This window comes from Enterococcus sp. DIV0176, assembly GCF_050528535.1.
Taxonomy (GTDB): Bacteria; Bacillota; Bacilli; order Lactobacillales; family Enterococcaceae; genus Enterococcus_B; species Enterococcus_B thailandicus.
This window is the reverse complement of the sequence record NZ_CP172879.1, coordinates 2,313,059-2,334,920: the sequence shown is the minus strand read 5'-3', so window position 1 is coordinate 2,334,920 and position 21,862 is coordinate 2,313,059. Positions and strand designations below refer to the sequence as shown.

Annotated in this window: 18 protein-coding genes; 12 read left to right on the top strand and 6 right to left on the bottom strand. The window is 37.4% G+C overall.

Annotated features, from left to right (window positions below; genetic code table 11):
- Positions 1-266: 266 nt before the first annotated feature.
- Together IGJ66_RS10780 and IGJ66_RS10775 are read left to right on the top strand one after the other, a co-directional pair.
- The gene (locus tag IGJ66_RS10780; RefSeq protein WP_430616603.1) at positions 267-2,009 is read left to right on the top strand and encodes a DUF2264 domain-containing protein; all 1,743 of its coding nucleotides are present in this window, start codon (positions 267-269) and stop codon (positions 2,007-2,009) included.
- Positions 1,996-2,829 (top strand): hypothetical protein, encoded by an 834-nt coding sequence (locus IGJ66_RS10775; RefSeq protein ID WP_430616602.1) that lies wholly within the window; start codon positions 1,996-1,998, stop codon positions 2,827-2,829. The genes IGJ66_RS10780 and IGJ66_RS10775 overlap by 14 nt, the downstream gene beginning before the upstream one ends.
- Positions 2,830-3,415: 586 nt before the next feature.
- Here IGJ66_RS10775 and IGJ66_RS10770 read toward each other — a convergent pair.
- The 3 genes from IGJ66_RS10770 to IGJ66_RS10760 all read right to left on the bottom strand — a co-directional run bounded on the left by IGJ66_RS10770 (position 3,416) and on the right by IGJ66_RS10760 (position 7,268).
- Entirely contained in the window at positions 3,416-5,215 is a 1,800-nt protein-coding gene (locus IGJ66_RS10770) for a glycoside hydrolase family 35 protein (RefSeq protein WP_430616601.1), read from the bottom strand.
- A 12-nt stretch (positions 5,216-5,227) separates the two neighbouring features.
- The gene (locus tag IGJ66_RS10765; RefSeq protein ID WP_071868944.1) at positions 5,228-6,433 is read right to left on the bottom strand and encodes a glycoside hydrolase family 88 protein; all 1,206 of its coding nucleotides are present in this window, start codon (positions 6,431-6,433) and stop codon (positions 5,228-5,230) included.
- A gap of 127 nt (positions 6,434-6,560) precedes the next feature.
- Entirely contained in the window at positions 6,561-7,268 is a 708-nt protein-coding gene (locus tag IGJ66_RS10760; RefSeq protein WP_067482933.1) for a GntR family transcriptional regulator, read from the bottom strand.
- 229 nt (positions 7,269-7,497) lie between these two features.
- Between IGJ66_RS10760 and IGJ66_RS10755 the strand changes: the two genes are divergently transcribed.
- The 4 genes from IGJ66_RS10755 to IGJ66_RS10740 all read left to right on the top strand — a co-directional run bounded on the left by IGJ66_RS10755 (position 7,498) and on the right by IGJ66_RS10740 (position 10,854).
- Positions 7,498-8,424 (top strand): PTS mannose/fructose/sorbose transporter subunit IIAB, encoded by a 927-nt coding sequence (locus IGJ66_RS10755; RefSeq protein ID WP_430616600.1) that lies wholly within the window; start codon positions 7,498-7,500, stop codon positions 8,422-8,424.
- A 19-nt stretch (positions 8,425-8,443) separates the two neighbouring features.
- Positions 8,444-9,238, top strand: coding sequence for a PTS mannose/fructose/sorbose/N-acetylgalactosamine transporter subunit IIC (locus tag IGJ66_RS10750; RefSeq protein WP_067482931.1), 795 nt, complete (start codon positions 8,444-8,446; stop codon positions 9,236-9,238).
- Positions 9,225-10,031 carry a PTS system mannose/fructose/sorbose family transporter subunit IID gene (locus tag IGJ66_RS10745; RefSeq protein WP_067482929.1) on the top strand — a complete coding sequence of 269 codons (807 nt, stop codon included), beginning with the start codon at positions 9,225-9,227 and terminating at the stop codon, positions 10,029-10,031. The genes IGJ66_RS10750 and IGJ66_RS10745 overlap by 14 nt, the downstream gene beginning before the upstream one ends.
- A gap of 112 nt (positions 10,032-10,143) precedes the next feature.
- On the top strand, positions 10,144-10,854 hold the full coding sequence (locus tag IGJ66_RS10740; protein WP_067482927.1) for an MgtC/SapB family protein: 711 nt from the start codon (positions 10,144-10,146) through the stop codon (positions 10,852-10,854).
- A 435-nt stretch (positions 10,855-11,289) separates the two neighbouring features.
- Here the strand turns inward: IGJ66_RS10740 and nrdF are convergent, their stop codons facing one another.
- The 3 genes from nrdF to nrdH all read right to left on the bottom strand — a co-directional run bounded on the left by nrdF (position 11,290) and on the right by nrdH (position 14,809).
- The gene (nrdF, locus tag IGJ66_RS10735) at positions 11,290-12,255 is read right to left on the bottom strand and encodes a class 1b ribonucleoside-diphosphate reductase subunit beta (RefSeq protein WP_067482926.1); all 966 of its coding nucleotides are present in this window, start codon (positions 12,253-12,255) and stop codon (positions 11,290-11,292) included.
- Between the two features lie 45 nt (positions 12,256-12,300).
- Positions 12,301-14,460 carry a class 1b ribonucleoside-diphosphate reductase subunit alpha gene (gene nrdE / locus IGJ66_RS10730; RefSeq protein WP_067482924.1) on the bottom strand — a complete coding sequence of 720 codons (2,160 nt, stop codon included), beginning with the start codon at positions 14,458-14,460 and terminating at the stop codon, positions 12,301-12,303.
- Between the two features lie 124 nt (positions 14,461-14,584).
- On the bottom strand, positions 14,585-14,809 hold the full coding sequence (gene nrdH, locus IGJ66_RS10725) for a glutaredoxin-like protein NrdH (protein WP_067482923.1): 225 nt from the start codon (positions 14,807-14,809) through the stop codon (positions 14,585-14,587).
- 410 nt (positions 14,810-15,219) lie between these two features.
- Between nrdH and IGJ66_RS10720 the strand changes: the two genes are divergently transcribed.
- The 6 genes from IGJ66_RS10720 to IGJ66_RS10695 all read left to right on the top strand — a co-directional run bounded on the left by IGJ66_RS10720 (position 15,220) and on the right by IGJ66_RS10695 (position 21,786).
- Positions 15,220-15,693: a FeoA family protein gene (locus IGJ66_RS10720; RefSeq protein WP_430616599.1), complete on the top strand. Its 474-nt coding sequence runs from the start codon at positions 15,220-15,222 to the stop codon at positions 15,691-15,693.
- Positions 15,690-17,831, top strand: a complete 2,142-nt coding sequence (gene feoB, locus IGJ66_RS10715) for a ferrous iron transport protein B (RefSeq protein ID WP_430616598.1) — start codon at positions 15,690-15,692, stop codon at positions 17,829-17,831. The genes IGJ66_RS10720 and feoB overlap by 4 nt, the downstream gene beginning before the upstream one ends.
- A 1-nt stretch (position 17,832) precedes the next feature.
- Positions 17,833-17,970, top strand: coding sequence for a FeoB-associated Cys-rich membrane protein (locus IGJ66_RS10710; RefSeq protein ID WP_095803826.1), 138 nt, complete (start codon positions 17,833-17,835; stop codon positions 17,968-17,970).
- A gap of 127 nt (positions 17,971-18,097) precedes the next feature.
- Positions 18,098-18,730: a GntR family transcriptional regulator gene (locus IGJ66_RS10705; RefSeq protein ID WP_430616597.1), complete on the top strand. Its 633-nt coding sequence runs from the start codon at positions 18,098-18,100 to the stop codon at positions 18,728-18,730.
- 142 nt (positions 18,731-18,872) lie between these two features.
- Positions 18,873-20,066 (top strand): quaternary amine ABC transporter ATP-binding protein, encoded by a 1,194-nt coding sequence (locus IGJ66_RS10700; RefSeq protein ID WP_071868952.1) that lies wholly within the window; start codon positions 18,873-18,875, stop codon positions 20,064-20,066.
- The gene (locus IGJ66_RS10695; RefSeq protein ID WP_067482914.1) at positions 20,059-21,786 is read left to right on the top strand and encodes an ABC transporter permease/substrate binding protein; all 1,728 of its coding nucleotides are present in this window, start codon (positions 20,059-20,061) and stop codon (positions 21,784-21,786) included. Before IGJ66_RS10700 ends, IGJ66_RS10695 begins: the two co-directional genes overlap by 8 nt.
- Positions 21,787-21,862: the final 76 nt, after the last annotated feature.

The following is a 21,862-nucleotide window of genomic DNA, read 5'->3' as shown; positions in this document are numbered from 1 at the left end:
GATGAAACGAACGATTCGTGGTAGCCAGTTTTATTTTTAAAAGGGTAAAATTATTTGATAAATTTTTTTTCATTTGTTTTAGGTTAAGTAAAAAAGAAAAGCTGGCTGAATCCTTGAGGTTGAAAATGCTTAGTGCTAAGTTAATAGGTTAAGTTAGTAGCTAAAGAATTTTTTTCTCATCTAACATTCATTTTGAAAGAAATGTTGGGTTGAAAAAGCAGTGATGCCTTGTTATTCTTGACTGAAAGAGGTAAGGGGGAGCTTGGATGTATCAGCAAGAGAGCCATCATTTTTTTACGCGCGAAGATTTTCAACATGCATTGGAAGAGATGATTCAGCCTTTACGAAATGAGATGATTCATTCGGAATTGGCCGGATTACATTTGGGGAGTAGCGGAGCAGTATACGATCAAAAACGCGCGGATATGGAAGCGCTTATCCGCGTGCTTTGGGGATTAGGACCATACTGGACGATGAATCAAGAGGATGAATTAAGAGATGTTTATATCCAAAAAGTTTCAAACGGAACCGACCCAGATAGTCCATACTACTGGGGGACAGTCGAAGACTACGATCAATATATTGTTGAAATGGCGGCACTTTCGCTAAATTTATTATTAAACAAAGATTCTTTTTGGGTAGAAATGTCTACAACGAGTCAACGCAATCTTGTTGCTTGGCTAGCACAAGCTTTGGATAAAAAAATTCCGAAAAATAATTGGACTTTTTTCAAAGTATTGATTCGTTTGGCATTAGCTCATTGTGGAGAAAAGTTGAATCGTGAAAAGTTAATTGAAGAGCTGACTTTAATTGATACAATGGCGATTAAAAATGGTTGGTATGTAGATGGTAAACCAACGCAAAAAGATTATTATGTACCTTTTGCTTTTCATTATTATGGGTTGATTTTTGCGAAATTTATGAAGGAAGAACTGCCAGAATGGGCAGATAAATTTATTGATCGAGCAAGACGGTTTACACAAGAATTTATTTATTTTTTTGACTCAGCTGGCGAAGCATTACCTTACGGACGAAGTCTGACTTATCGATTTGCGCAAGGTGCATTTTTTTCGGCACTGATTTTTGCAGAAGTGGAAGCAATTCCTTGGGGACAAATAAAAACACTTTTATCGAATCATCTACAGACCTGGTTGGCACATGATATCTTTACTTTTGATGGCCGATTGTCAATTGGTTATCACTATGAGAATCTTGTGATGGCGGAAGGATATAATGCGCCAGGATCGCCTTATTGGGCATTTAAATTTTTCTTGTTATTAGCCACGGAACCAGCACATCCATTTTGGCAAGCAGAGCCAGAATCAATTGTAAAAAAAGAAAATCAGATAGTTACTGCGGGGAATATGTTCATCGTTCAGGCAAAAAATGGGCAACATGTCCTAGGCTATCCATTTGGAAATCTAGTGCATAACCAAGCTCATGCTGAAGCAAAGTACAGTAAATTTGTTTATTCGACCAAGTTTGGGTTCAGTGTTCCAAAAGCTAGTTCTGAGTATGAAGCAGGTGCGTTTGATAATGTTCTGGCAGTTTCTAGAGATGGTCAGTATTACCGAGTGAAAGGAGAAGTCATTGATTATCACGCAGATAACAATTGTGTAAGTTATCTCTGGCGACCGTTTAGAGAAGTAGAAATTCAGACAGAAATTTATCCATTTGGTGAATGGCATGTGCGAGTGCATGAAATCAAAACGACAATCCCAATCGAAATCAGAGAAGGTGGATTTAGTTTGCCGTTAAAAGGGAAAAACATTGGGGGGATAGTTGAACCATTATCCGCGAAAATCATTTCAGAAGAACTATGTTCGCAAATTATAGCGATTGAAGGATATGAGAAAGCAAAGATAACGCAACTGGAAGCAAATACTTCTTTGTTTTTTCCACGAACTAGTTTACCGTATTTAAAAAATCAGTTGCAACCAGGAACGCATCGCTTGATTTGTTTAGTTGGTGGCATAACAGGAGAGGGAGAGAAACATGCTGAAAATTAGTTTGAAGGATCAATACAATCAACCAATTATTGGAAAAATCGATCATGACAAAGAGACAGGTCCATTTGAAGCAAGAGGAGAAGAAATGGCTGTCTTGGCAATCAAAGATTACCGTTATCAGTTGGGAGATAAAGTCGTAGTGACTACAGAGGCAAATGAAAGTTATTTTGTCGTTCAGTTAGATGAAACATTAGCACCAAATTTAATCTATTTGCCCGAAGAAGAATGGGAATATCATTTTCCATTGGAGGAGTCCTTGACGAAATCAAGTGTAGAAACTGGATTTAAATCAGCTCGCCATCAGTTGATGATTCGCAAAGCTTATGAGTTTGAAATCACTAACTATCAAAACTTGTCCATCAACACACACGACCAAAAAAATGATTCAGGTGCTTACCCACATGCTTTTGCAAATGTAGAAACACGAAATGATTCTGTCTTTTTTGCTAAAAATGCAATTGATGGTAAATATGGAAACCTTTCTCATGGTTCCTATCCATTTGCTTCATGGGGGATCAATCAACAAGCAGATGCAGAGTTAGTTATCGATTTTGGACGAGTGATTGAGACAGACCGGGTACAAGTACTCTTTCGTGGCGATTATCCACATGATAGTTTTTGGACAGAGATTACTTTACTTTTTTCAGATGGCGAAACGTTGGTTGTACCAACAACAAATACTTTGTCATTTCAAGAGATCACTTTCCCCATGAAAAAGACAAGCAAACTAACAATCAAAAACTTGAAAAAAGCAAATGATGATTCACCATTTCCTGCATTGACACAAATCGAAGTCTTTGGACGAAATAGTCATGAATAACAAAAGAATAAATCACAGAAGGCTGAAGTAACTGATTCAGCCTTCTGTGATTTATTCTAGTAATGTATGCTATTCATCGAAATTGATGTTTTAAGCCATAAATTAAAAAAGGGATCGCCAAAGTCTCTCCACGTTGGCAATCCCTCTTTTTCATAGAAATAGGAGAAGCTATTTTTTAAAAAGATGTTCTTATTGCTCGAAAGCTGCTTGGAGCCATAACCTCATTCACGGTGTTCCCCAAGCAACTCAACTCCTTCGGTAATAAGTCTTTTTTCATAAAAACATGAGAAACTATTTCTATGAAAAATTCCTTATTGCTTGAAGTTTAACGCTTGGAGCCGCAACCTCATTCACGGTGTTCCCCAAGCAACTCCTTCGGTAATAAGTCTTTTTTCATAAAAACATGAGAAACTATTTCTATGAAAAATTCCTTATTGCTTGAAGTTTAACGCTTGGAGCCACAACCTCATTCACGGTGTTCAAAAAGTAACTCCTTCAAAACAAGCATAAATTACTCAAAAATTTGAGAAGCAATTTTCGTTAATTTATGCTTATTTATTGGAGCTGGGCACTTCTTTCACAACCTCTACAGGTTTGGCCGATCAATAACCTTTTCTTTCGGCATATCAACGAAGCAAAGCTCCTCGATTTCAATACCTTCCGTCTCAAAAATCACAAGTTCATTTTCTCCTTGCTTCAAGAAACTTTTTGGACAATATAGAGTTAGAAGTGGTCCTTGATTCCAGTAACGTCCTAGATTGATTCCGTTAACGACCACAACGCCTTTACCATAACGAGAACAATCAATAAAGGTATCAGCTGTTTCTGCTAAATCAAACTTAAATTGATAAAATGAAGGTTGCTCTGGCACTTTTCCAGCTTGATAATCAATTTTTTCGAGTTGTTCTTTTTCCAACGTCAATGGATAGTGAACATATCCTTGATGAAAATGGATATCTTGCATGATTCCTCCACGAATACCTTTTGATTGCTCGGGGCCGTTTAATTTTGCTCCGTAATTTACTCGACCTAAATTTTCTACTAATACATCAATTTGGATTACTTCGTTTTCTTTTTGACCAGCAATCATAATTTCTTCGCCAAGTGTTTCTTGATATTGTGTAGCCTGATGTTCGCCATCACTATAGATATGTGCTCGATCACTGGTTTCGACAAGTCGTAATTTATTTTTGTGCTGATAATTTTTCCACTGAGCAGAATACAGCACATAACCGTAACCTGTACTGATGTTTTCCATGGTTAGTGGGTAAGGCGAAGCAATTCCTGCCATCATTTGATCTTTTGTTTTGAAAAAAGAAACACTTTCTGTCACTGGATAGTTCCCAAGAGCACTTATTTTTTTCGTTCTTGGTTCTGCTTGCCAAACATCAGGACAGACCTCTTTGATTGCTTGTTGCACAAGATAGTACTTTTCAGTTGGTTCACCAGCTTCAGTTAACAACGCATCATAATCATAGCTTGTGACTTGTGGTAAGTCCAACATTCCTCGAGCTGAACAACCATTATAGAAACCGAAATTTGTACCGCCATGAAACATATACAGATTAAGCGAGCCAACCTCCAGCATCTCTTTGACTTCATTTGCTAAATCTTGGGCATCTCGTTTGATAATAGGTTCGTTCCAACGATTGAACCAGCCATCCCAGTATTCCATACACATGATGGGCCAATTTTTTCCATGTTGTTGCATAAATGTTTTTAAAACGTTTGCATTTTCTTTTGAATGGCTACCAAAGTTTCCAGTGACAAATACATCATCTTCAATCAATGTACCCGCATCTAAAACTTCAGGCCAAGAACCATCGGAGGTAAATAACGGAACAGTGATTGCAAAAGATTCAATCAATTGCTTTGTTTGTCGAAGATATTCTTTTTCCATGCCATAAGAACCATACTCATTTTCGATTTGCATCATGATAACAGGACCACCTTGAGAAACTTGAAGGGGTGCTAGTTTTGGTAACAAAACAGTGTAATAATTTTTGACTTTTTCCATAAATCGAGGGTCAGTCGAGCGTAATCTTATACCAGATTCTTTCAAAAGCCAAGCTGGTAAACCACCAAATTCCCACTCAGCACAGATGTAAACAGAAGGACGTAAAATGACCATCAAACCTAATTCTTGTGCTAAGTTAACAAAAGCGACAACATCTTTCATTCCTTCAAAATCAAAAGTTCCCTCTTTAGGTTCATGGATGTTCCATGGAATGTAAGTTTCTACCGTGTTGGCGCCTAAAGCTTTTAAGTTATACAGGCTGTCTTCCCACTGAGCAGGTGCTAGTCGAAAGTAGTGAATTGCTCCGCTGATTAATTTGATGGGTTCTCCATCAAGTAAAAAATCTTCTTTGATTTCAAATGTCTGCATCTTTTTTTCTCCTCACCAATATTTTTTCCACTCGGGATTTGCTAAACGCATGAGTGCTTCGAAATAAAAATAGTCGCCCCAAAGATTTGGTTCATCAATGCCTTTTCCTTCGGCGTGTGCGTAGACACCGTGTAGTAGAAGACCTTCGTTTACAGTTTCATGTTTGGCTGAATACTTTTCACCTAATTGATAAATCATTCCTTGAGCTAATTCCTTCGCGGCTGGATAGGCGTTACTTTTTTCTGCTTCCAGCAGACCACATGCAGTAATTGCTAGGGCAGAACTGTCTTTGTCTGAAGGGACTTGGTCATTAAAATCAAAGTCCCAGTAAGGAACGAGATCTTGAGGCAAGTTAGTTAGAAAGACATCAACGATTTCGTTATAGTTTTGTGGAAAGCCAGCATTTGTTAACGACGTATCTTTCTGTGCCCCATTTTCTTGCTTATTTTGTGAATAGCTTTCGTTTAATGGGATACCCAAAATTGCCCAGCTTTGTCCACGTGCCCAAATCGAATCATCACTGTTCCCTTGATGAGTGGCACCGTGGCTGGGTTTGCCGGTTAGCGGATCAAAATAATAAGTATGGAAAGTTGTCGCATTTTCTCGAATAACCGTTTTTAGTAAAGTCTGATAGTGCTTTTGGGCAACTTCTTGATAGCGCATATCTCCAGAAATCTCTGTTGCACGAAAGAGCAATGGCAAATTAATTAGTGAGTCAATGATTAGTCGATACTCTTTGGGGTCACCCAATTTTCCCCAAGCTTGAATAAACTGTCCTTTTTTTTGAAAACGTGCCATTAAAACATCTGCAGCTTGTAAAATTTGTTGCTGACATAACAAACTGTCGGTAACAGTATAGCCCGCGCCGGCAGATAAACTATATAAAAAGCCGATATCGTGGTGATCTAAAACAAAATGATTTTCTAATCGCTCTTGAAAGCTATGGATATTTTCCATCGCACGAACTAAAAATGTCTCTCTCCCAGTCCATTCGTAAGCGAGCCAAAGCATCCCAGTCCAAAAACCATTTGTCCAATCATCATTTGGTTTGATTCGATAGTTTCCGTTTGTTGCACAGGCAGAAGGAAAATCTAACCCATAACGTTGCATGTTGGCTTCGATTGTTTGACAGCACCAATCTAATTGTTGTGTCAACCAGTCTTGTTGTACGTTGCTACCGAGTTGAATCAGTTCCTGTTTCTTATCTTGAAGTTTCATGAGAGCCTCCTTTTAACTTGTTAACATATTAACTTAGATTAGTATACCGTACTTAACTACAAAAAGCGAATATTCCATTTCTTTTTATTTATTTAAAAAAGGATAGAAACGCAAAAAAAGTGGTCGCTTACTCAGCTTCCACTTCGATTTTTGTTTTGAAATATTTCCAATGTTTATAACTGACGATATATTCTGCAACACTTTGATCAGCTAAGTAAGAATGTTTGACTTGTTTGACGACAGGTTCTCTAAAACTTAACTGTAATAAATTCAATAATTCTGAGTTATCAGAAAAAATAATTTCGTCTGTTTCAACAGAAGACAAAGAGAATAAATCAATATCAAAGTCTTTACGTACTCGCTCATAAATGCTTGCGTAGGTTGAGAGATCTTTTGTCAGTGGTTCTTTTACTAACTTCTTAGGTAGATGAGTGATATGTAAAAGAAAAGGGACGTCTTCAAAAAAACGAACACGTTTGATTTTATAGTAGGAAGCATTGGCAGGTAAGCCCAGTTCCTTTAAAATAGTAGGGTGATTTTCTTCTTCAATAGCTAAAACTTTGACTTTCTCTTTATCTAAAGAATGAAGTTCAATATCAGAGAATTTCACACTTTGGGAGACTTTTGATTTAGAAACAAAAGTTCCTTTTCCTTGAATACGGTAAAGATAGCCAGCTGTCGTCAACTCATTTAATGCTTTGACAGCTGTGATTGAGCTGACAGAATATTTTTGTTTGATGTCAGCTTCTGAATAGAATTTATCGCCAGGAATAAATTTATGTTTTTTTATTTCCGCTAATAAATCTTGCTTAATTTGTTCATATTTGGGAATCATTCGATTATACCCTCCATTCTCTGCGGTAAATACTAACTAGTAGCATAACATGTTAACTTTAGTTTAGCAATTGATTATCGCTAGGCCAATTCACAAAATGTGATTTTTATCGAAAAAAATATAATATGTTAAGATGTTAGGTTTACGTGGAGAAAGTGGTGTGATATAGTATGGGTAAGCAAAACATAATATGTTAAGTTGAATATTCAATTTTGGGGGAGGAAGACAGATGAGAAATATCCTATTGATTAGCCATGGGAATATGGCGGAAGGAGTCAAAGCAAGTTTGGAGATGATTGTCGGTAAGCAGGCACATGTTCACACAGCTTCTTTGAAACCAGACGGGGATAATCTACAATTTGAAAATGAATTAGAAGAAAAAATGAAAGCCCTTAACGGCGAGACTTTGATCATTGCCGATTTATTGGGTGGAACACCGTGCAATGTTGCATTGACTAACTATCTTGAAAATGACGAGGTAGAAATCATTGCGGGAATGTCTTTACCATTAGTCATTGAAGCTACATTGAATAGCCATGCTAGTGTTAGTGAGTTGATTCAGCTATCGATAAGTGGGATTACAAATGTTAAAAAGGAAATGCTGGAAGCCGAAGTAGAAAAAGATCCGGTTGTTTCCAATGAAGATTTAGAAAAATACAAAGAATATGAAGGCAAAGCCAACATCGTGAATGTCCGCATCGACGAACGATTGATTCATGGACAGGTTGCAGGTATCTGGTCACCTAGCTTGAATACACAGCGAATCATTGTGATTAACGATGAAGCAGCTACAGATTCTTTACAAAAATCTTCACTAAGAATGGCAGCGCCTACATCTATGCGACTTTCAGTTTTAGATGTTGCTACTGCAGCTAAAAATATCCAATCAGGTAAGTACGGTAAGCAAAGAATATTCTTGGTCTTTAAAAATCCAACTGATGTATTGAGATACTTAGAAGCTGGTGGTCAATTGGAAACGGTCAATGTTGGAAACATGAGTTATAAGGAAGGCGCAAGAGATGTAACGAAGAGTATCAAAGTATTGAAAGAAGAAGAAATAGTTTTTGAAGCGATTGCCGCAAAAAAAGTGAAAGTAACTGCGCAATTGGTACCAAATGATCCAGTTATCGACTTTATGGAAAAATTAAGAAGCTAATATTAGGAGGAAGACAGCTATGCATTTAGAAATATATCAAATTATTCTTATTACTGTTTATGCTTTTATTGCCATTAATGATTCACTTATTTCAAATACACTAACGCAACCGGCAATTGCCGGAATGATTTCCGGAATGATTATGGGCGATTTAAAAACCGGATTAATGGTCGGTGGGACGCTTCAATTGATGCGTTTAGGTATCGCAGCATTTGGTGGCGCTTCAGTTCCTGATTACTTTACGGGAGCCGTGCTAGGAACTGCTTTTGCGGTGATTTCAGGTAAAGGGGCAGAGTATGGAATTGGGTTAGCTGTTCCAGTTTCTTTACTGATGCTGCAGCTTGATGTAGTAGCCCGCTTTTGTAATGTTTTCTTGCTACACCGCATTGATCGTGCAATTGATGATATGAAGATTAGTCGAATCCCTCGGCTTGTGTTATCAGGTTCTTTCCTATGGGGATTATCACGTGCGATTCCAATCTTGTTGATGTTACTTGTCGGTGATGCTGCTGTTTCAACAATTACTGAAAATACGCCTGCTTGGTTGATGGATGGACTAAAAACAGCTGGTGGTGTATTGCCAGTAGTTGGTATCGGAATCTTGCTACATTATCTTCCTACAAAACAATATATTCCATATTTGCTTTTAGGTTTCTTTTTAGCTGCTTATTTGCAAGTCCCAATGTTAGGTATTTCAATTGTGGGTGTGATTGCAGCAATGATTGTCTTTAAACGTGATAGCGAAAAAGCAGCAAGTGTTCAAACAGTAGCAAATACTGGAACTTTCGAGGGAGGATTTGATGGTGATGAATAATCAAAAACTAACAAAAAAAGAATTAAACGCAATTAGTTGGCGTTACATTTTAGGAAGTCAATTGAACTGGAACTATGAACGGATGATGAGTTCCGGGTATTTATACGGAATGTTGCCTGTCTTGAAAAAGTTTTATGGTGAAGATCCATTGGAATTGCAAGATATGTTACGAACACATAATCAGTTTTTTAACACAAACGCGATTTTTGGGAATTTGATTATGGGGATTGATGTCGCAATTGAAGAAGAAGATGGCTATCGAGCAAAAGATACGATCGTTGCGTTAAAAACAGCGTTGATGGGTTCACTTGCAGGTGTTGGGGACTCGTTATTCCACGTGATTTGGGGAACAATTTTTGGCTCAATTGCGGGTACCTTAGCTCAGAGTGGTTCAATTGTGGGATGTGTCATCTGGATTATAGCCAATATTGCTTTGTTATTTGGTCGAGCGGCTTTATTGCCATTGGGATATAAACAAGGGGTGAAGTTAGTTACGACCTTAAAAGATAAGTTATCTGCTTTTACGAATGCAGCGACTGTCTTAGGAGTTACGGTTATCGGGGCATTGATTCCTTCCGTTGTGAAAGCAACTGTACCGTTTGTCTATAAAAAAGATGGCGTAGAACTAGTGATTCAAGATACATTGGATGCTATTTTACCTGCACTAGTACCAGTGTTGCTAGTTTTATTAACTTACTGGATGTTAGGCCATAAGAAATTGAATTCCACACGCGTTATCTGGATTATCTTGATTTTATCGATTGCGTTAAGTGCACTAGGAATTTTGGGCTAATCGTAAAGAAGACATGATTGAAAAGAAGACGACCAAATCAATGAGTATTTGGCTGTCTTCTTTTTTCTTACCCATAAAAAATGTGCTATATTGAATGGGAGGAGATGTTGAAATGGCAGATATGGTATTAACGATTCCAGAGATTACCTTGCGTTTAGGCTTGGCGATGTTATTTGGGGGCGCGATTGGTTTTGAAAGACAATATAAAAATCGTCCAGCGGGAATGCGCACACATATTTTAGTTTGCATGGGTGCATGTATTATTGCTTTGATCCAAGTGGAAATAGCTGGTGGGGCAGTGCAAGACGCAATGCAACATCCAGATCTTTCAGGTGTGATTCGTTCAGATGAAGCGAGATTGATTGCTCAAGTTGTTAGTGGGATTGGTTTTTTAGGTGCTGGGACAATTATTGTAACAAAGCGCTCGGTGACTGGATTGACAACGGCGGCCTCTCTTTGGGCAGGAGCCGGCCTAGGGATTGCAATCGGGATGGGTTTTTATTCGATTGCGATTATTAGTTTCATTGGTGTGATGATTGCTTTGACAATGGTTAAGCGAATTATTCACGTTCCAACGACAAAAAAATTAGAGATCCAATTTATTCACCGACAGGAGACCAAAGATTTTTTGTCTGATTATTTTGAAGCGAGAAAAATTAAAATTGAAGATGTGAATTTTGATGTTAAATTTGTCGAAGATTATCGCATTTACACGAATATTTACACGATTGATTTACCAAAAGGAATGACTTACACGGACGTGATTGAGGAACTTTCCACGTATAAAAATATTACTAAGTTGCGACTAGTTAGTCTTTCTTGATGAGCAGGAAAGAGGTTGTGGCGCAAAGCGTTCAGCTCTGACAAAATAATGAGCAACTGACAAAAAATAGCTGTCCATATTTTTGGGACAATTGGGCGTTATTGTGAGGAATTATTTTGAGAACACCGTGGAAAGAGGTTGTGGCGCAAAGCGTTTAGCTTCAAGCAATAAGGAAATTTTTCTGAAAATAGTTTCGCATATTTTTATGAAAAAAGACTTATTGCCGAAGAAGTTGCTTTGGGAACACCGTTTACTTACAAAAAGAGACGGGGACAAAACTAAAGACCCAGTCATTTTTAACACATGATTAAATAAAAAAACCACCTAAAATCACCGTTTTTTAAAACGAATTTTAGGCGGTTTTTTCTATTTGGGAAACCTTTGTTTGCTGAGAGAAAGTCTTGATAATTTTCTCTCAAAGATTATCAAGTTTTCTTATTCTAATCCAATCAAATAGTCATCATCTTTCATTGCTTCCACGTGACCTAGTAAATAGCCGTTCCCTACTTGAGAGAAGAAATCGTGGTTGCTTGTACCAGTTGAGATTCCATTCATGACGATTGGATTGACATCATTTGCGGTATCTGGGAAAAGTGGATCCATCCCCAAATTCATCAATGCTTTATTTGCATTGTAACGCAAGAAAGTTTTTACTTCCTCTGTCCAACCCATTTCATCATATAATTCTTCTGTATAACGTTCTTCATTTTCATACAATTCATAAAGTAAATTGTACATCCAATCTTTCAATTGTTCTTGTTCTGCTTCAGGTAACTCGTTGTAGCCGAGTTGGAATTTGTAACCAATATACGTTCCATGAACAGATTCATCGCGGATAATCAATTTGATGATTTCAGCAACGTTTGCTAGTTTATTATTTCCTAAATAATAAAGAGGTGTATAAAAACCAGAATAGAAGAGGAATGTTTCTAAGAAAACACTCGCTACTTTTTTCTCTAAAGGTGTACCATTTTTATAAATCTCATTGATGCGTTCCGCTTTGCGTTGTAAATAGATGTTTGTATTGGTCCACTCAAAAATTTCTTCGATTTCTTTTTTGGTATTTAATGTACTGAAAATAGAAGAATAGCTTTTCGCATGAACAGATTCCATAAACTGAATATTGTTTAAAACAGCTTCTTCATGTGGTGTACGGACATCATTTCGTAGCTGATCCATTCCGCTTTCTGATTGGACCGTATCAAGCAATGTCAAACCACCGAATACATGACCAACGGTTTCTTTTTCTAGTTCAGAAAGTGTCCGCCAGTCATCTAAGTCATTTGAAAGTGGGATACGAGTATCTAACCAAAACTGTTCCGTTAACTTTTCCCAGGTAGACTTGTCAATAATATCTTCGATTTCATTCCAGTTAATTGCTTCATAATAAGTTTCTGACATGAGTTTGCTCCTTTATTGATTGTCGTTTCTAAATTCGTTTGCTTGTTAAATGACACAACTTTCACATTGATTGCTACCGATTTCTTCTGCATCATCGGTAAAGGTACGTACATAATAAATTGATTTCACGCCTTTATGGAAAGCATAGTGACGTAAAATGTTTAAATCACGTGTCGATTGTTTGCTACTTGTTTTCCATTCATATAAGCCTTCTGGAATTTCTGAACGCATAAATAAAGTTAAACTCATTCCTTGATCGACATGCTTTTGTGCAGTTGCATAAATGTCGATGACTTTGCGCATATCCATATCGTAAGCAGAAGTGTAATAAGGAATCGTTTCATTTGAAAGATAAGGTGCAGGATAGTAGATTTTACCGATTTTCTTTTCTTGACGTTCTTCAATCATTCGCGTAATCGGATGAATACTTGCACTTGTATCATTAATGTAAGAAATTGAACCGTTTGGCGCTACAGCCAGACGATTTTGATGATATAGACCATCTTTCATAATCGCTTGTTTTAACTCTTCCCAATCTTGTGCAGTTGGGACGAAGATACCTTCAAATAATGCTTTTACTTTTTCAGATTTTGGTTGGAACTCGCCAGTGATATATTTGTCAAAGTAAGAGCCATTCGCATAGTCTGATTTTTCAAAGTTATGGAAAACTTCCTTACGTTCACGAGCAATTTGATTACTTTCAACTAATGTCCAATAGTTCAGTAACATGAAATAGATATTGGTAAAGTCCAAAGAATCTTCAGAACCATATTCCATTTGTTCTTTTGCAAAGTAAGTGTGTAAGCCCATCGCACCTAATCCAATGGTATGATTTAGTTGATTTCCATTTTGAATTGGTGGCACAACATCAATATCAGAAGCATCAGTGATGTAGGTTAAGGCACGAGTCATTGTTCGAATGGATTTTCCAAAGTCGGGACTGTCCATCAAGTTAACAATATTTGTTGAACCTAAGTTACATGAAATGTCTGTTCCTAACACTTCGTATTCTTGTTTGCCATTGATGACAGAAGGCGTTTGAACTTGTAAGATTTCAGAACATAGGTTACTCATAATGATTTTACCGTCGATTGGGTTTTCGCGGTTCGCTGTATCAATGTTGATGATATAAGGATAACCAGATTCTTGTTGCAATTTTGAGATTTCATTTTCTAAATCGCGTGCTTTGATTTTTTGTTTACGAATATTAGGGTTGGCTACTAAGTTGTCATATTCTTTCGTGATGTCAACATAAGAGAACGGAACACCATATTCTTTTTCTACACTATAAGGACTAAATAAATACATTTCTTCGTTTTTACGAGTCAATTCATAGAACTTATCAGGAACAACAATCCCAAGAGAAAGTGTTTTTACACGGATTTTTTCATCAGCATTTTCTTTTTTTGCAGATAAAAAGGCAATGATATCTGGATGGAAAACGTTCAGATAAACAACACCAGCACCTTGACGCTGACCTAATTGATTTGAATAACTAAAGCTATCTTCGAATAATTTCATGACAGGAACGACACCGCTGGCTGCGCCCTCGTAGCCTTTGATAGGAGCCCCTGCTTCACGCAAGTTGGAAAGAGTGATTCCGACACCGCCACCAATGCGAGATAGTTGTAGCGCAGAGTTGATTGAGCGCCCAATCGAGTTCATATCGTCAGTAACTTGTGTTAAGAAACAAGAAACTAATTCGCCACGGCGTTTACGTCCAGCATTCAAGAATGAAGGAGTTGCAGGTTGGTAACGTTGATGGATCATTTCATCAGCTAAAGCCAACGCAAGTGCTTCGTCACCATTTGCAAAATATAAGGCATTAAAAGCTACGCGGTCTTCGTAAGATTCAAGGTAAGCAGAGCCATCATTTGTTTTTAACGCATATTGAGAATAAAATTTATAAGCTGCCATAAATGACTTAAAGGTAAAGTGTTGGTCTGCCAAAAATTGATACAACTTTTCAATAAATTCATCAGAATATAATTGGATAAATTCTGCTTCGATATATTGATTTTCAATCAGATAATCGATTTTTTCTTTGATTGTTGGAAATGTCATCGTATTTGGTTGTACATTTTCCTCAAAAAAAGCTGCAAGAGCTTCTTTATCCTTATTCAAAGGAATTTGACCGTTAACTGGTCGGTTAATCTCGTTGTTTAACTTAAAGTAACTGACATCTTTTAAATTTTTAAGACTCATAAGTACGCCCAACCTTCTTTTCTTTTTGTTTAGTTTTGGAGAATCGTGCTTTAAAAAAGGATTTGGGGCTTTTGGTCGAGCCGTCAAATCCAAGTGTACTACCTATTTTTAGTTGATAAACAAATTAGCTAGCTAATCTGCGTAATTGATCTGGACGGAAACCAATAACCGTTTCAATCTCAGAAGTTGTCACAGGGACGCTTTGGAATCCTTGTTCTTTCAACCAATCAATTGCTTCTGGTTTTTCGTCAATATTTACTTCTTCAAAATCAATTTCGTTATCAGCTAAAAAACGTTTGACCATTTTACATTGCATACAGTTGTTTTTAGAAAAAATTTTTACGTTCATCGTTTGTGCCTCCTCGTAACACATTTCATCGTTATCTATAATCAATAGTATAAAACTCTTAGTAAAAAAGTCAAACAGGAAACACTATATATTGTGTTGTGGAAACTGTGGAATACTAAGTTTTGTGTTTTTTGAAAAACAATTGAAAGCAAGTATCAGTAAGGGAAATCCCATAATTAAGTAAAAATAAGCTGTGGATAACCACTTAAAAAGATTTTTTTTCTCATCAAATTAAAAGAATCTATAACAAAAGTGTAATCTTTCACAATGCTAATTGACTTTCTCAATTGATGGAGTTATTCTTGTTGAGAATGATTATCAATCGTTGTTCTGTTCAACAAAAATAAATAGAAACAAAAAGGAATGAAATCATTTCCCCACATGATTTTTTTCACAAGAAAGGATTTCGGATGGAAACTTTAGCACAAGCAAAACAGAATTTAGTTTACCAAATTGTCAAAATCCAGACAAAAGAGTCTGTCAAAAATCATTTGCAAAATTTAGGAATCATCCCAGGAACCAAAATTGCGGTTGTGAATTTGTCAGGGGAAAACGCAATTCTTCTATTAAAGAACAATCGAATTGCTGTAAATCGAGAATTACTAGCACAGATTTTTGTGAAGAAGCCAGATTCTATAGCAGAAAGCTGGACATCTCTTGATCAGCTGACTGTTGGCGAAAGCGCGACAGTAGTAGCTCTTCATGGACAAGGTGCAGTGAAACGACGCTTAATGGATATGGGCGTGACGAAAAATGTTCGAGTAGCGATTCGAAAGTTAGCACCGTTAGGCGATCCAATCGAGATTACTTTACGTGGATATGAATTAACATTGCGAAAAAAAGAAGCTGAATTGATTCTTGTTCAAAAGGAGCGAAGTGAATGAGTATTGAAGTTGCGTTAGTTGGTAATCCCAACAGTGGGAAGACGAGTTTATTCAATGCGTTGACGGGAGCCAATCAATATGTTGGAAATTGGCCAGGGGTTACAGTCGAAAAAAAATCAGGTAACCTAAAAAAACATCCAGCAATCCACATTCAAGATTTACCCGGCATTTATTCTCTCTCTCCATATACACCTGAAGAAATGGTTGCTAGAGAATATTTGATTCATGAACGCCCAGATGTTGTGTTGAATATCGTAGATGCGACTAATTTGGAAAGAAACCTTTATCTCACTACGCAGTTACTTGATTTAGGTATTCCGGTTGTTGTCTGCTTAAACATGATGGATGTGGTCAAAAAAGAAGGAAAGACAATCAACCTTGATAAATTGTCTTATGGGTTAGGCGTGCCAGTTATTCCAATGAGCGTTGTCAAAAACCAAGGACTTGAACGTGTCTCAAAGTTGTTAACCAATCAAGAAACCTTTACCGTACCAGAACCATGCGAATACGATCCACGATTGGAAGCAGCATTAAATGAAATTGAAGATGTCTTGCATTTTGATTTCACAATAAAAAATCAGCGTTGGTATGCTCTAAAGTACTTTGAACGAGAAACATTAGCTAGTTCTGAATTAGAGCTAACAACGCAACAAACAAAAGAAATTGAAGAGTTGATTCAGTTAACAGAAAAAATTTTTGCAGAAGAAAGTGAAACTATTCTAGTCAATGAAAGATATGAATTTATCACACAACTAACAGCTTTGAGTGTGGTAGCTGTTGATTCTTTCCAATATTCGTTAAGTGACAAAATTGATCGCATCGTAACGAATCGCTGGTTGGCGTTACCAATCTTTGCGTTAGTGATGTGGTTTATCTATTATTTAGCCATTCAAACAGTTGGAACGATGGGAACGGACTGGATCAATGATACGTTCTTTGGCTCATGGGTACCGGAAACGGTTGGAAGCTGGTTACAGGTCGCTCAAGTCGCGGACTGGATGCAGCAACTTATCTTAAATGGAATCATTGCTGGTGTTGGTGCAGTGTTAGGCTTTTTACCGCAACTGATGGTTTTGTTTCTCTGTTTAAGTTTTTTGGAAGATTGTGGGTACATGGCACGGATTGCTTTTGTGATGGACCGTTTGTTCCGCAAATTTGGCTTGTCAGGAAAATCGTTCATTCCGATGCTGATTGCAACGGGTTGTGGTGTGCCGGGCGTGATGGCGAGCCGAACAATTGAAAATGAACAAGATCGTCGTTTAACGATTATGGTCACGACATTCATGCCTTGTTCCGCAAAATTACCAATTATTGCATTGATCGCAGGCGCTTTTTTCCCACATTCTTCATGGGTGGCACCGTCTGCCTACTTTTTAGGAATGAGTGCCATTATTTTATCTGGGATTGCGTTGAAAAAAACGCGCTTATTTGCTGGTGAAACAGCTCCGTTTATTATGGAGTTGCCAATGTATCATTTTCCACAACTTCAGACGATTTTACGACAAACGTATGATCGTTGTAAATCATTTGTGAAAAAAGCAGGAACAATTATTTTTGTTTCAAGTATTGCTGTTTGGTTTTTATCTTCTTACAATTTCCGTGGTCAATCAGTAGCAGAAACCCACAGTATTTTAGCTTGGCTTGGAAGAATCATTGCACCTGTTTTTCAGCCACTTGGCTGGGGAAACTGGCAAGGTGCCGTTGCAACGATTACTGGATTAGTGGCAAAAGAAAATGTGATTGGAACATTTGGAATTCTGTTTGGAAATGCAGAAGTTTCCGAAAATGGACAAGAAATCTGGCAAGTGCTCCGTGGAACGTATACACCAGTTGCTGCCTATTCATTGCTTGCATTTAATTTGTTGTGTGCGCCATGTTTTGCTGCAATTGGTGCAATTCATCGCGAAATGGGTTCGAAAAAATGGACTTGGATTGCGATTGGCTATCAGTGTGGTTTAGCTTACTTAGTCAGCTTTATCATTTATCAAATTGGGCATGTGATCTTTGAAGGTGGCAACTTGTCAATCATGACTTATTTAGCTGGCTTAGTATTGATTGCTTTAGTGTATGGCATCATAAAAAAACCGATGGTACGAAAAGAATCAGTTGTGTCACTTTCATTGGAAGGAGAAAGGTAAGATGGCAACATTTTTATTAAGTGTGTTGATTTTTGGAAGTGCAGGATATATTGTTTATTCTCGCGTGAAAAAAGGCAAGAATTGTGATGATTGTCATACTACTTGTCCAGTGAAAAAAGCATCAAACACTGAAAAATAAGAAAATTGAGTAAGAACTAATAAAAAGCTGAGGTAAGAGCAACACTTTACTTCAGCTTTTTTTGCTTATTTTAACGGAGCATAGTAAGATGATTTTGACAAGATTTGAAAGGGAAGAGGAATAAGCTATGGCGGAAAAGAAAAAAGTTGTTCGTCCACGTTACCAGCAAATTGCAGTGGACTTAGCGGAGCGAATTGTGGAAAATCGTTACAAAATTGGCGAAAAAATCCATGCCCGTTCAACCTTAGCAAGCACATATAATGCTTCACCAGAAACGACACGTAAAGCAATCAATGTTTTAGTCGATTTGGGAATTATGGAAGTTCGTCATGGTAGTGGTGCATTTGTCGCTTCCAAAGAAAAAGCGAAAGAATTTTTATTACAATATCAAGATGTACAATCCATTCAGGAAACGAAAGCAGATATTATGGCTAGTGTTGAGAAACAAAAAGAAGAGTTGGATCACTTTTCGCAACTTCTGGATCAATTAGTTAACCAAACAAAACGCATCCACAAAATGAATCCATTGTTACCGTTTGAACTTCAATTAAGCAAAAATTCGGAACATTTGGATCAATCAATTAGTGAATTAAACATTTGGCAAGTCACTGGTGCGACAGTCATTGCTATCTCGCATGAAGAAGAGCTACTTGTTTCCCCGGGGCCGTATGCAAAATTTAGCGAAGGTGATACGGTTCACTTTATTGGAAACGAATATACCTTGCAACGAATGATGAATTTTTTCTATCCAGAAGAATAAAAATTGAGTAAAACGCAGAGCGGACAAGCGATTGTTCGCTCTTTTTTTCTTTTTTTGACAAAGTGACTACATGATGTTACTATTGTGTGGTCACTTTTTTCATGAAAAAAATTTGAAACTTGCGAAAAAAAGGAGAATTGGTTTGACAAAAGTTGAAGTAAAAAAATTAACAAAGATTTTTGGTAAAAAGACACAAACCGCATTAGAAATGATGCAACAGCATCAACCAAAAACAGAAATTTTAAAGAAAACTGGTGCAACAGTTGGCGTATATGATGTTAATTTCGATGTGAAAGAAGGCGAAATTTTCGTCATCATGGGACTTTCAGGAAGTGGAAAGTCCACATTGATTCGATTATTGAATCGTCTGATTGAGCCAACAGCTGGAAATATTTATATTGATGGGGAAGATGTATCCCAATTAAATAAAGAAGAATTACGTGAAGTTCGTCGTCATAAAATCAACATGGTTTTTCAAAACTTTGGGTTGTTTCCACAACGAACAATTTTAGAAAACACGGAGTATGGATTAGAAGTACGTGGCGTACCTAAAGAAGAGCGTCAGAAGAAAGCGGAACAAGCGTTAGAAAATTCTGGCTTACTTTCATTTAAAGATCAATACCCCAACCAATTATCTGGCGGGATGCAGCAACGCGTCGGTCTAGCACGAGCGCTAGCAAATGATCCGGAAATTTTGTTGATGGATGAGGCTTTTTCTGCGTTGGATCCATTGATTCGTCGTGAGATGCAAGATGAGCTACTTGAATTACAAGCTTCTGTTCAAAAAACAATTATTTTTATCACTCATGATTTAAATGAAGCTTTACGCATTGGGGATCGAATTGCACTAATGAAAGACGGAGAAATTATGCAGATCGGAACAGGAGAAGAAATTTTGACAAACCCTGCGAATGAATATGTCCGTGAATTCGTGGAAGAAGTCGATCGTTCGAAAGTCTTAACCGCCCAAAACATCATGGTGCCAGCTTTAACAACAAATATTGAAGTGGATGGACCAAATGTCGCATTGACACGCATGCGTAGCGAAGAAGTAAGTATGCTGATGGCCGTGGATAAAAAGCGTCACTTGAAAGGAATCATTACAGCTGAAAATGCTTTGGAAGCTCGTCGTCAAAAACGACCGTTGACTGATTTCTTAGATGAAAATGTGACAACAATTGATAAAGATATGCTAGTCAATGATATTTTTAATATTATTTATGATTCACCAACACCACTAGCAGTTGTTGATAATGGCAAGCTACGAGGAGTCGTCATTCGTGGAAGTGTGATTGAAGCGTTGGCAGAAACAAGTGAGGTGAGTGAACATGAATAATTTATTAAACTATCAAATTCCCGTTGCTGATTGGGTCGAAACAATGACGGAATGGTTCACAACGACATTCTCTGGCTTGTTTTCTTTCCTACAGACAATCGGGCAAGCAATCATGACTGGTATAACAAACATTTTGTTGGTTATACCAGCACCAATTTTCATTTTACTATTAACAATAGTAGCTTTCTTTATTTCTAAAAAACGTCTAGGTTTGACTTTATTTACACTGATTGGTTTATGGTTTATCTATAATCAAGGTTTATGGACTGATTTGATGAACACAGTTACTCTTGTTTTATTATCAAGTGTGATTTCAATTATCATTGGTGTGCCTTTAGGAATCTTGATGGCAAAAAGTGATAAAGCACAGAGTGTAATCAAACCGATTCTTGACTTTATGCAAACAATGCCTGGTTTTGTTTATTTAATTCCAGCAGTTGCCTTTTTCGGAATTGGAATGGTACCTGGTGTGTTCGCTTCCGTTATTTTTGCTTTACCGCCAACTGTTCGTTTTACGAATTTAGGCATTCGCCAAGTACCGAAAGAGTTAGTAGAAGCATCGGATTCATTTGGGAGCACAGGTTGGCAAAAATTATTTAAACTAGAATTACCTTTAGCAAAAAATACTATTATGGCTGGGATCAACCAAACAACGATGCTTTCATTATCTATGGTTGTTATTGCTTCAATGATTGGTGCACCTGGGCTGGGTCGTGGAGTACTGTCTGCTTTACAACGAGCGCAAGTTGGGAATGGATTCGTTAATGGTGTTGCTTTAGTTATTTTGGCGATTATCATTGACCGTTTCACACAACACTTGAATCAACCACGTACCAAAAAAGTAAGTGATGTAGCAGGAGCTAAAAGTAAAAAACGTCGTGGAGCCATCATTATTGCAACAGCAGTTATCTTGCTGGGTGCATTAGGTGTCGGTAGCGTCTTTTCAAGTAAAGAAACGAAAAAAATCAACTTATCTTATGTCGAATGGGATACAGAAGTAGCATCAACGAATGTAGTTGGCGAAGTGCTACGTCAAATGGGGTATGATGTGACGATGACGCCCCTCGATAATTCAATCATGTGGGAATCAATTGCAAAAGGTGAATCAGATGGAATGGTTTCTGCTTGGTTGCCAAAAACACATGGTTCTCAATACGCTCAATATAAAGATCAAATCGTTGATCTAGGAGCAAATTTAAAAGGCGCAAAAGTTGGTTTAGTTGTTCCAGACTATATGGATGTTGATTCAATTGCTGATTTAACGAATCAAGCAAATAAAAAAATCATTGGGATCGAACCCGGTGCTGGTGTAGTCAACGCCGCAGAAAATACAATCAATACGTATGATAATCTAGCGGACTGGACAGTCGAAACATCTTCGTCAGGGGCAATGACCGTTGCACTAGGGCAAGCAATTAAAAAGCAAGAACCTATTGTAATCACTGGGTGGTCACCTCACTGGATGTTCGCAAAATATGAGTTGAAATATTTAGAAGATCCTAAAAATGGAATGGGTAGTGAAGAACAGATCCATACAATGGTTCGTAAAGGATTGAAAGAGGATCAAGCTGAAGCATATAAAGTATTGGACCAATTTAATTGGACCAAAGAAGATATGGAAGAAGTTATGCTAGAAATCAACAATGGAAAAGATCCACAAGAAGCTGCTAAAACTTGGATTGAAAATAACCAAGACAAGGTAGCTAGCTGGAAAGCTTAACAGAAGTTGGTTTGTGAGTTTATCAAAAAAGGAGTACAGCCAGACTGGCTGTACTCCTTTTTGTTATTTTTGCCGT

Coding starts and splice junctions, on each gene's coding strand:
- IGJ66_RS10780 (WP_430616603.1), top strand. CDS start 267: ATGTATCAGCAAGAGAGCCATCATTTTTTTACGCGCGAAGATTTTCAA.
- IGJ66_RS10775 (WP_430616602.1), top strand. CDS start 1,996: ATGCTGAAAATTAGTTTGAAGGATCAATACAATCAACCAATTATTGGA.
- IGJ66_RS10770 (WP_430616601.1), bottom strand. CDS start 5,215: ATGCAGACATTTGAAATCAAAGAAGATTTTTTACTTGATGGAGAACCC.
- IGJ66_RS10765 (WP_071868944.1), bottom strand. CDS start 6,433: ATGAAACTTCAAGATAAGAAACAGGAACTGATTCAACTCGGTAGCAAC.
- IGJ66_RS10760 (WP_067482933.1), bottom strand. CDS start 7,268: ATGATTCCCAAATATGAACAAATTAAGCAAGATTTATTAGCGGAAATA.
- IGJ66_RS10755 (WP_430616600.1), top strand. CDS start 7,498: ATGAGAAATATCCTATTGATTAGCCATGGGAATATGGCGGAAGGAGTC.
- IGJ66_RS10750 (WP_067482931.1), top strand. CDS start 8,444: ATGCATTTAGAAATATATCAAATTATTCTTATTACTGTTTATGCTTTT.
- IGJ66_RS10745 (WP_067482929.1), top strand. CDS start 9,225: ATGGTGATGAATAATCAAAAACTAACAAAAAAAGAATTAAACGCAATT.
- IGJ66_RS10740 (WP_067482927.1), top strand. CDS start 10,144: ATGGCAGATATGGTATTAACGATTCCAGAGATTACCTTGCGTTTAGGC.
- nrdF (WP_067482926.1), bottom strand. CDS start 12,255: ATGTCAGAAACTTATTATGAAGCAATTAACTGGAATGAAATCGAAGAT.
- nrdE (WP_067482924.1), bottom strand. CDS start 14,460: ATGAGTCTTAAAAATTTAAAAGATGTCAGTTACTTTAAGTTAAACAAC.
- nrdH (WP_067482923.1), bottom strand. CDS start 14,809: ATGAACGTAAAAATTTTTTCTAAAAACAACTGTATGCAATGTAAAATG.
- IGJ66_RS10720 (WP_430616599.1), top strand. CDS start 15,220: ATGGAAACTTTAGCACAAGCAAAACAGAATTTAGTTTACCAAATTGTC.
- feoB (WP_430616598.1), top strand. CDS start 15,690: ATGAGTATTGAAGTTGCGTTAGTTGGTAATCCCAACAGTGGGAAGACG.
- IGJ66_RS10710 (WP_095803826.1), top strand. CDS start 17,833: ATGGCAACATTTTTATTAAGTGTGTTGATTTTTGGAAGTGCAGGATAT.
- IGJ66_RS10705 (WP_430616597.1), top strand. CDS start 18,098: ATGGCGGAAAAGAAAAAAGTTGTTCGTCCACGTTACCAGCAAATTGCA.
- IGJ66_RS10695 (WP_067482914.1), top strand. CDS start 20,059: ATGAATAATTTATTAAACTATCAAATTCCCGTTGCTGATTGGGTCGAA.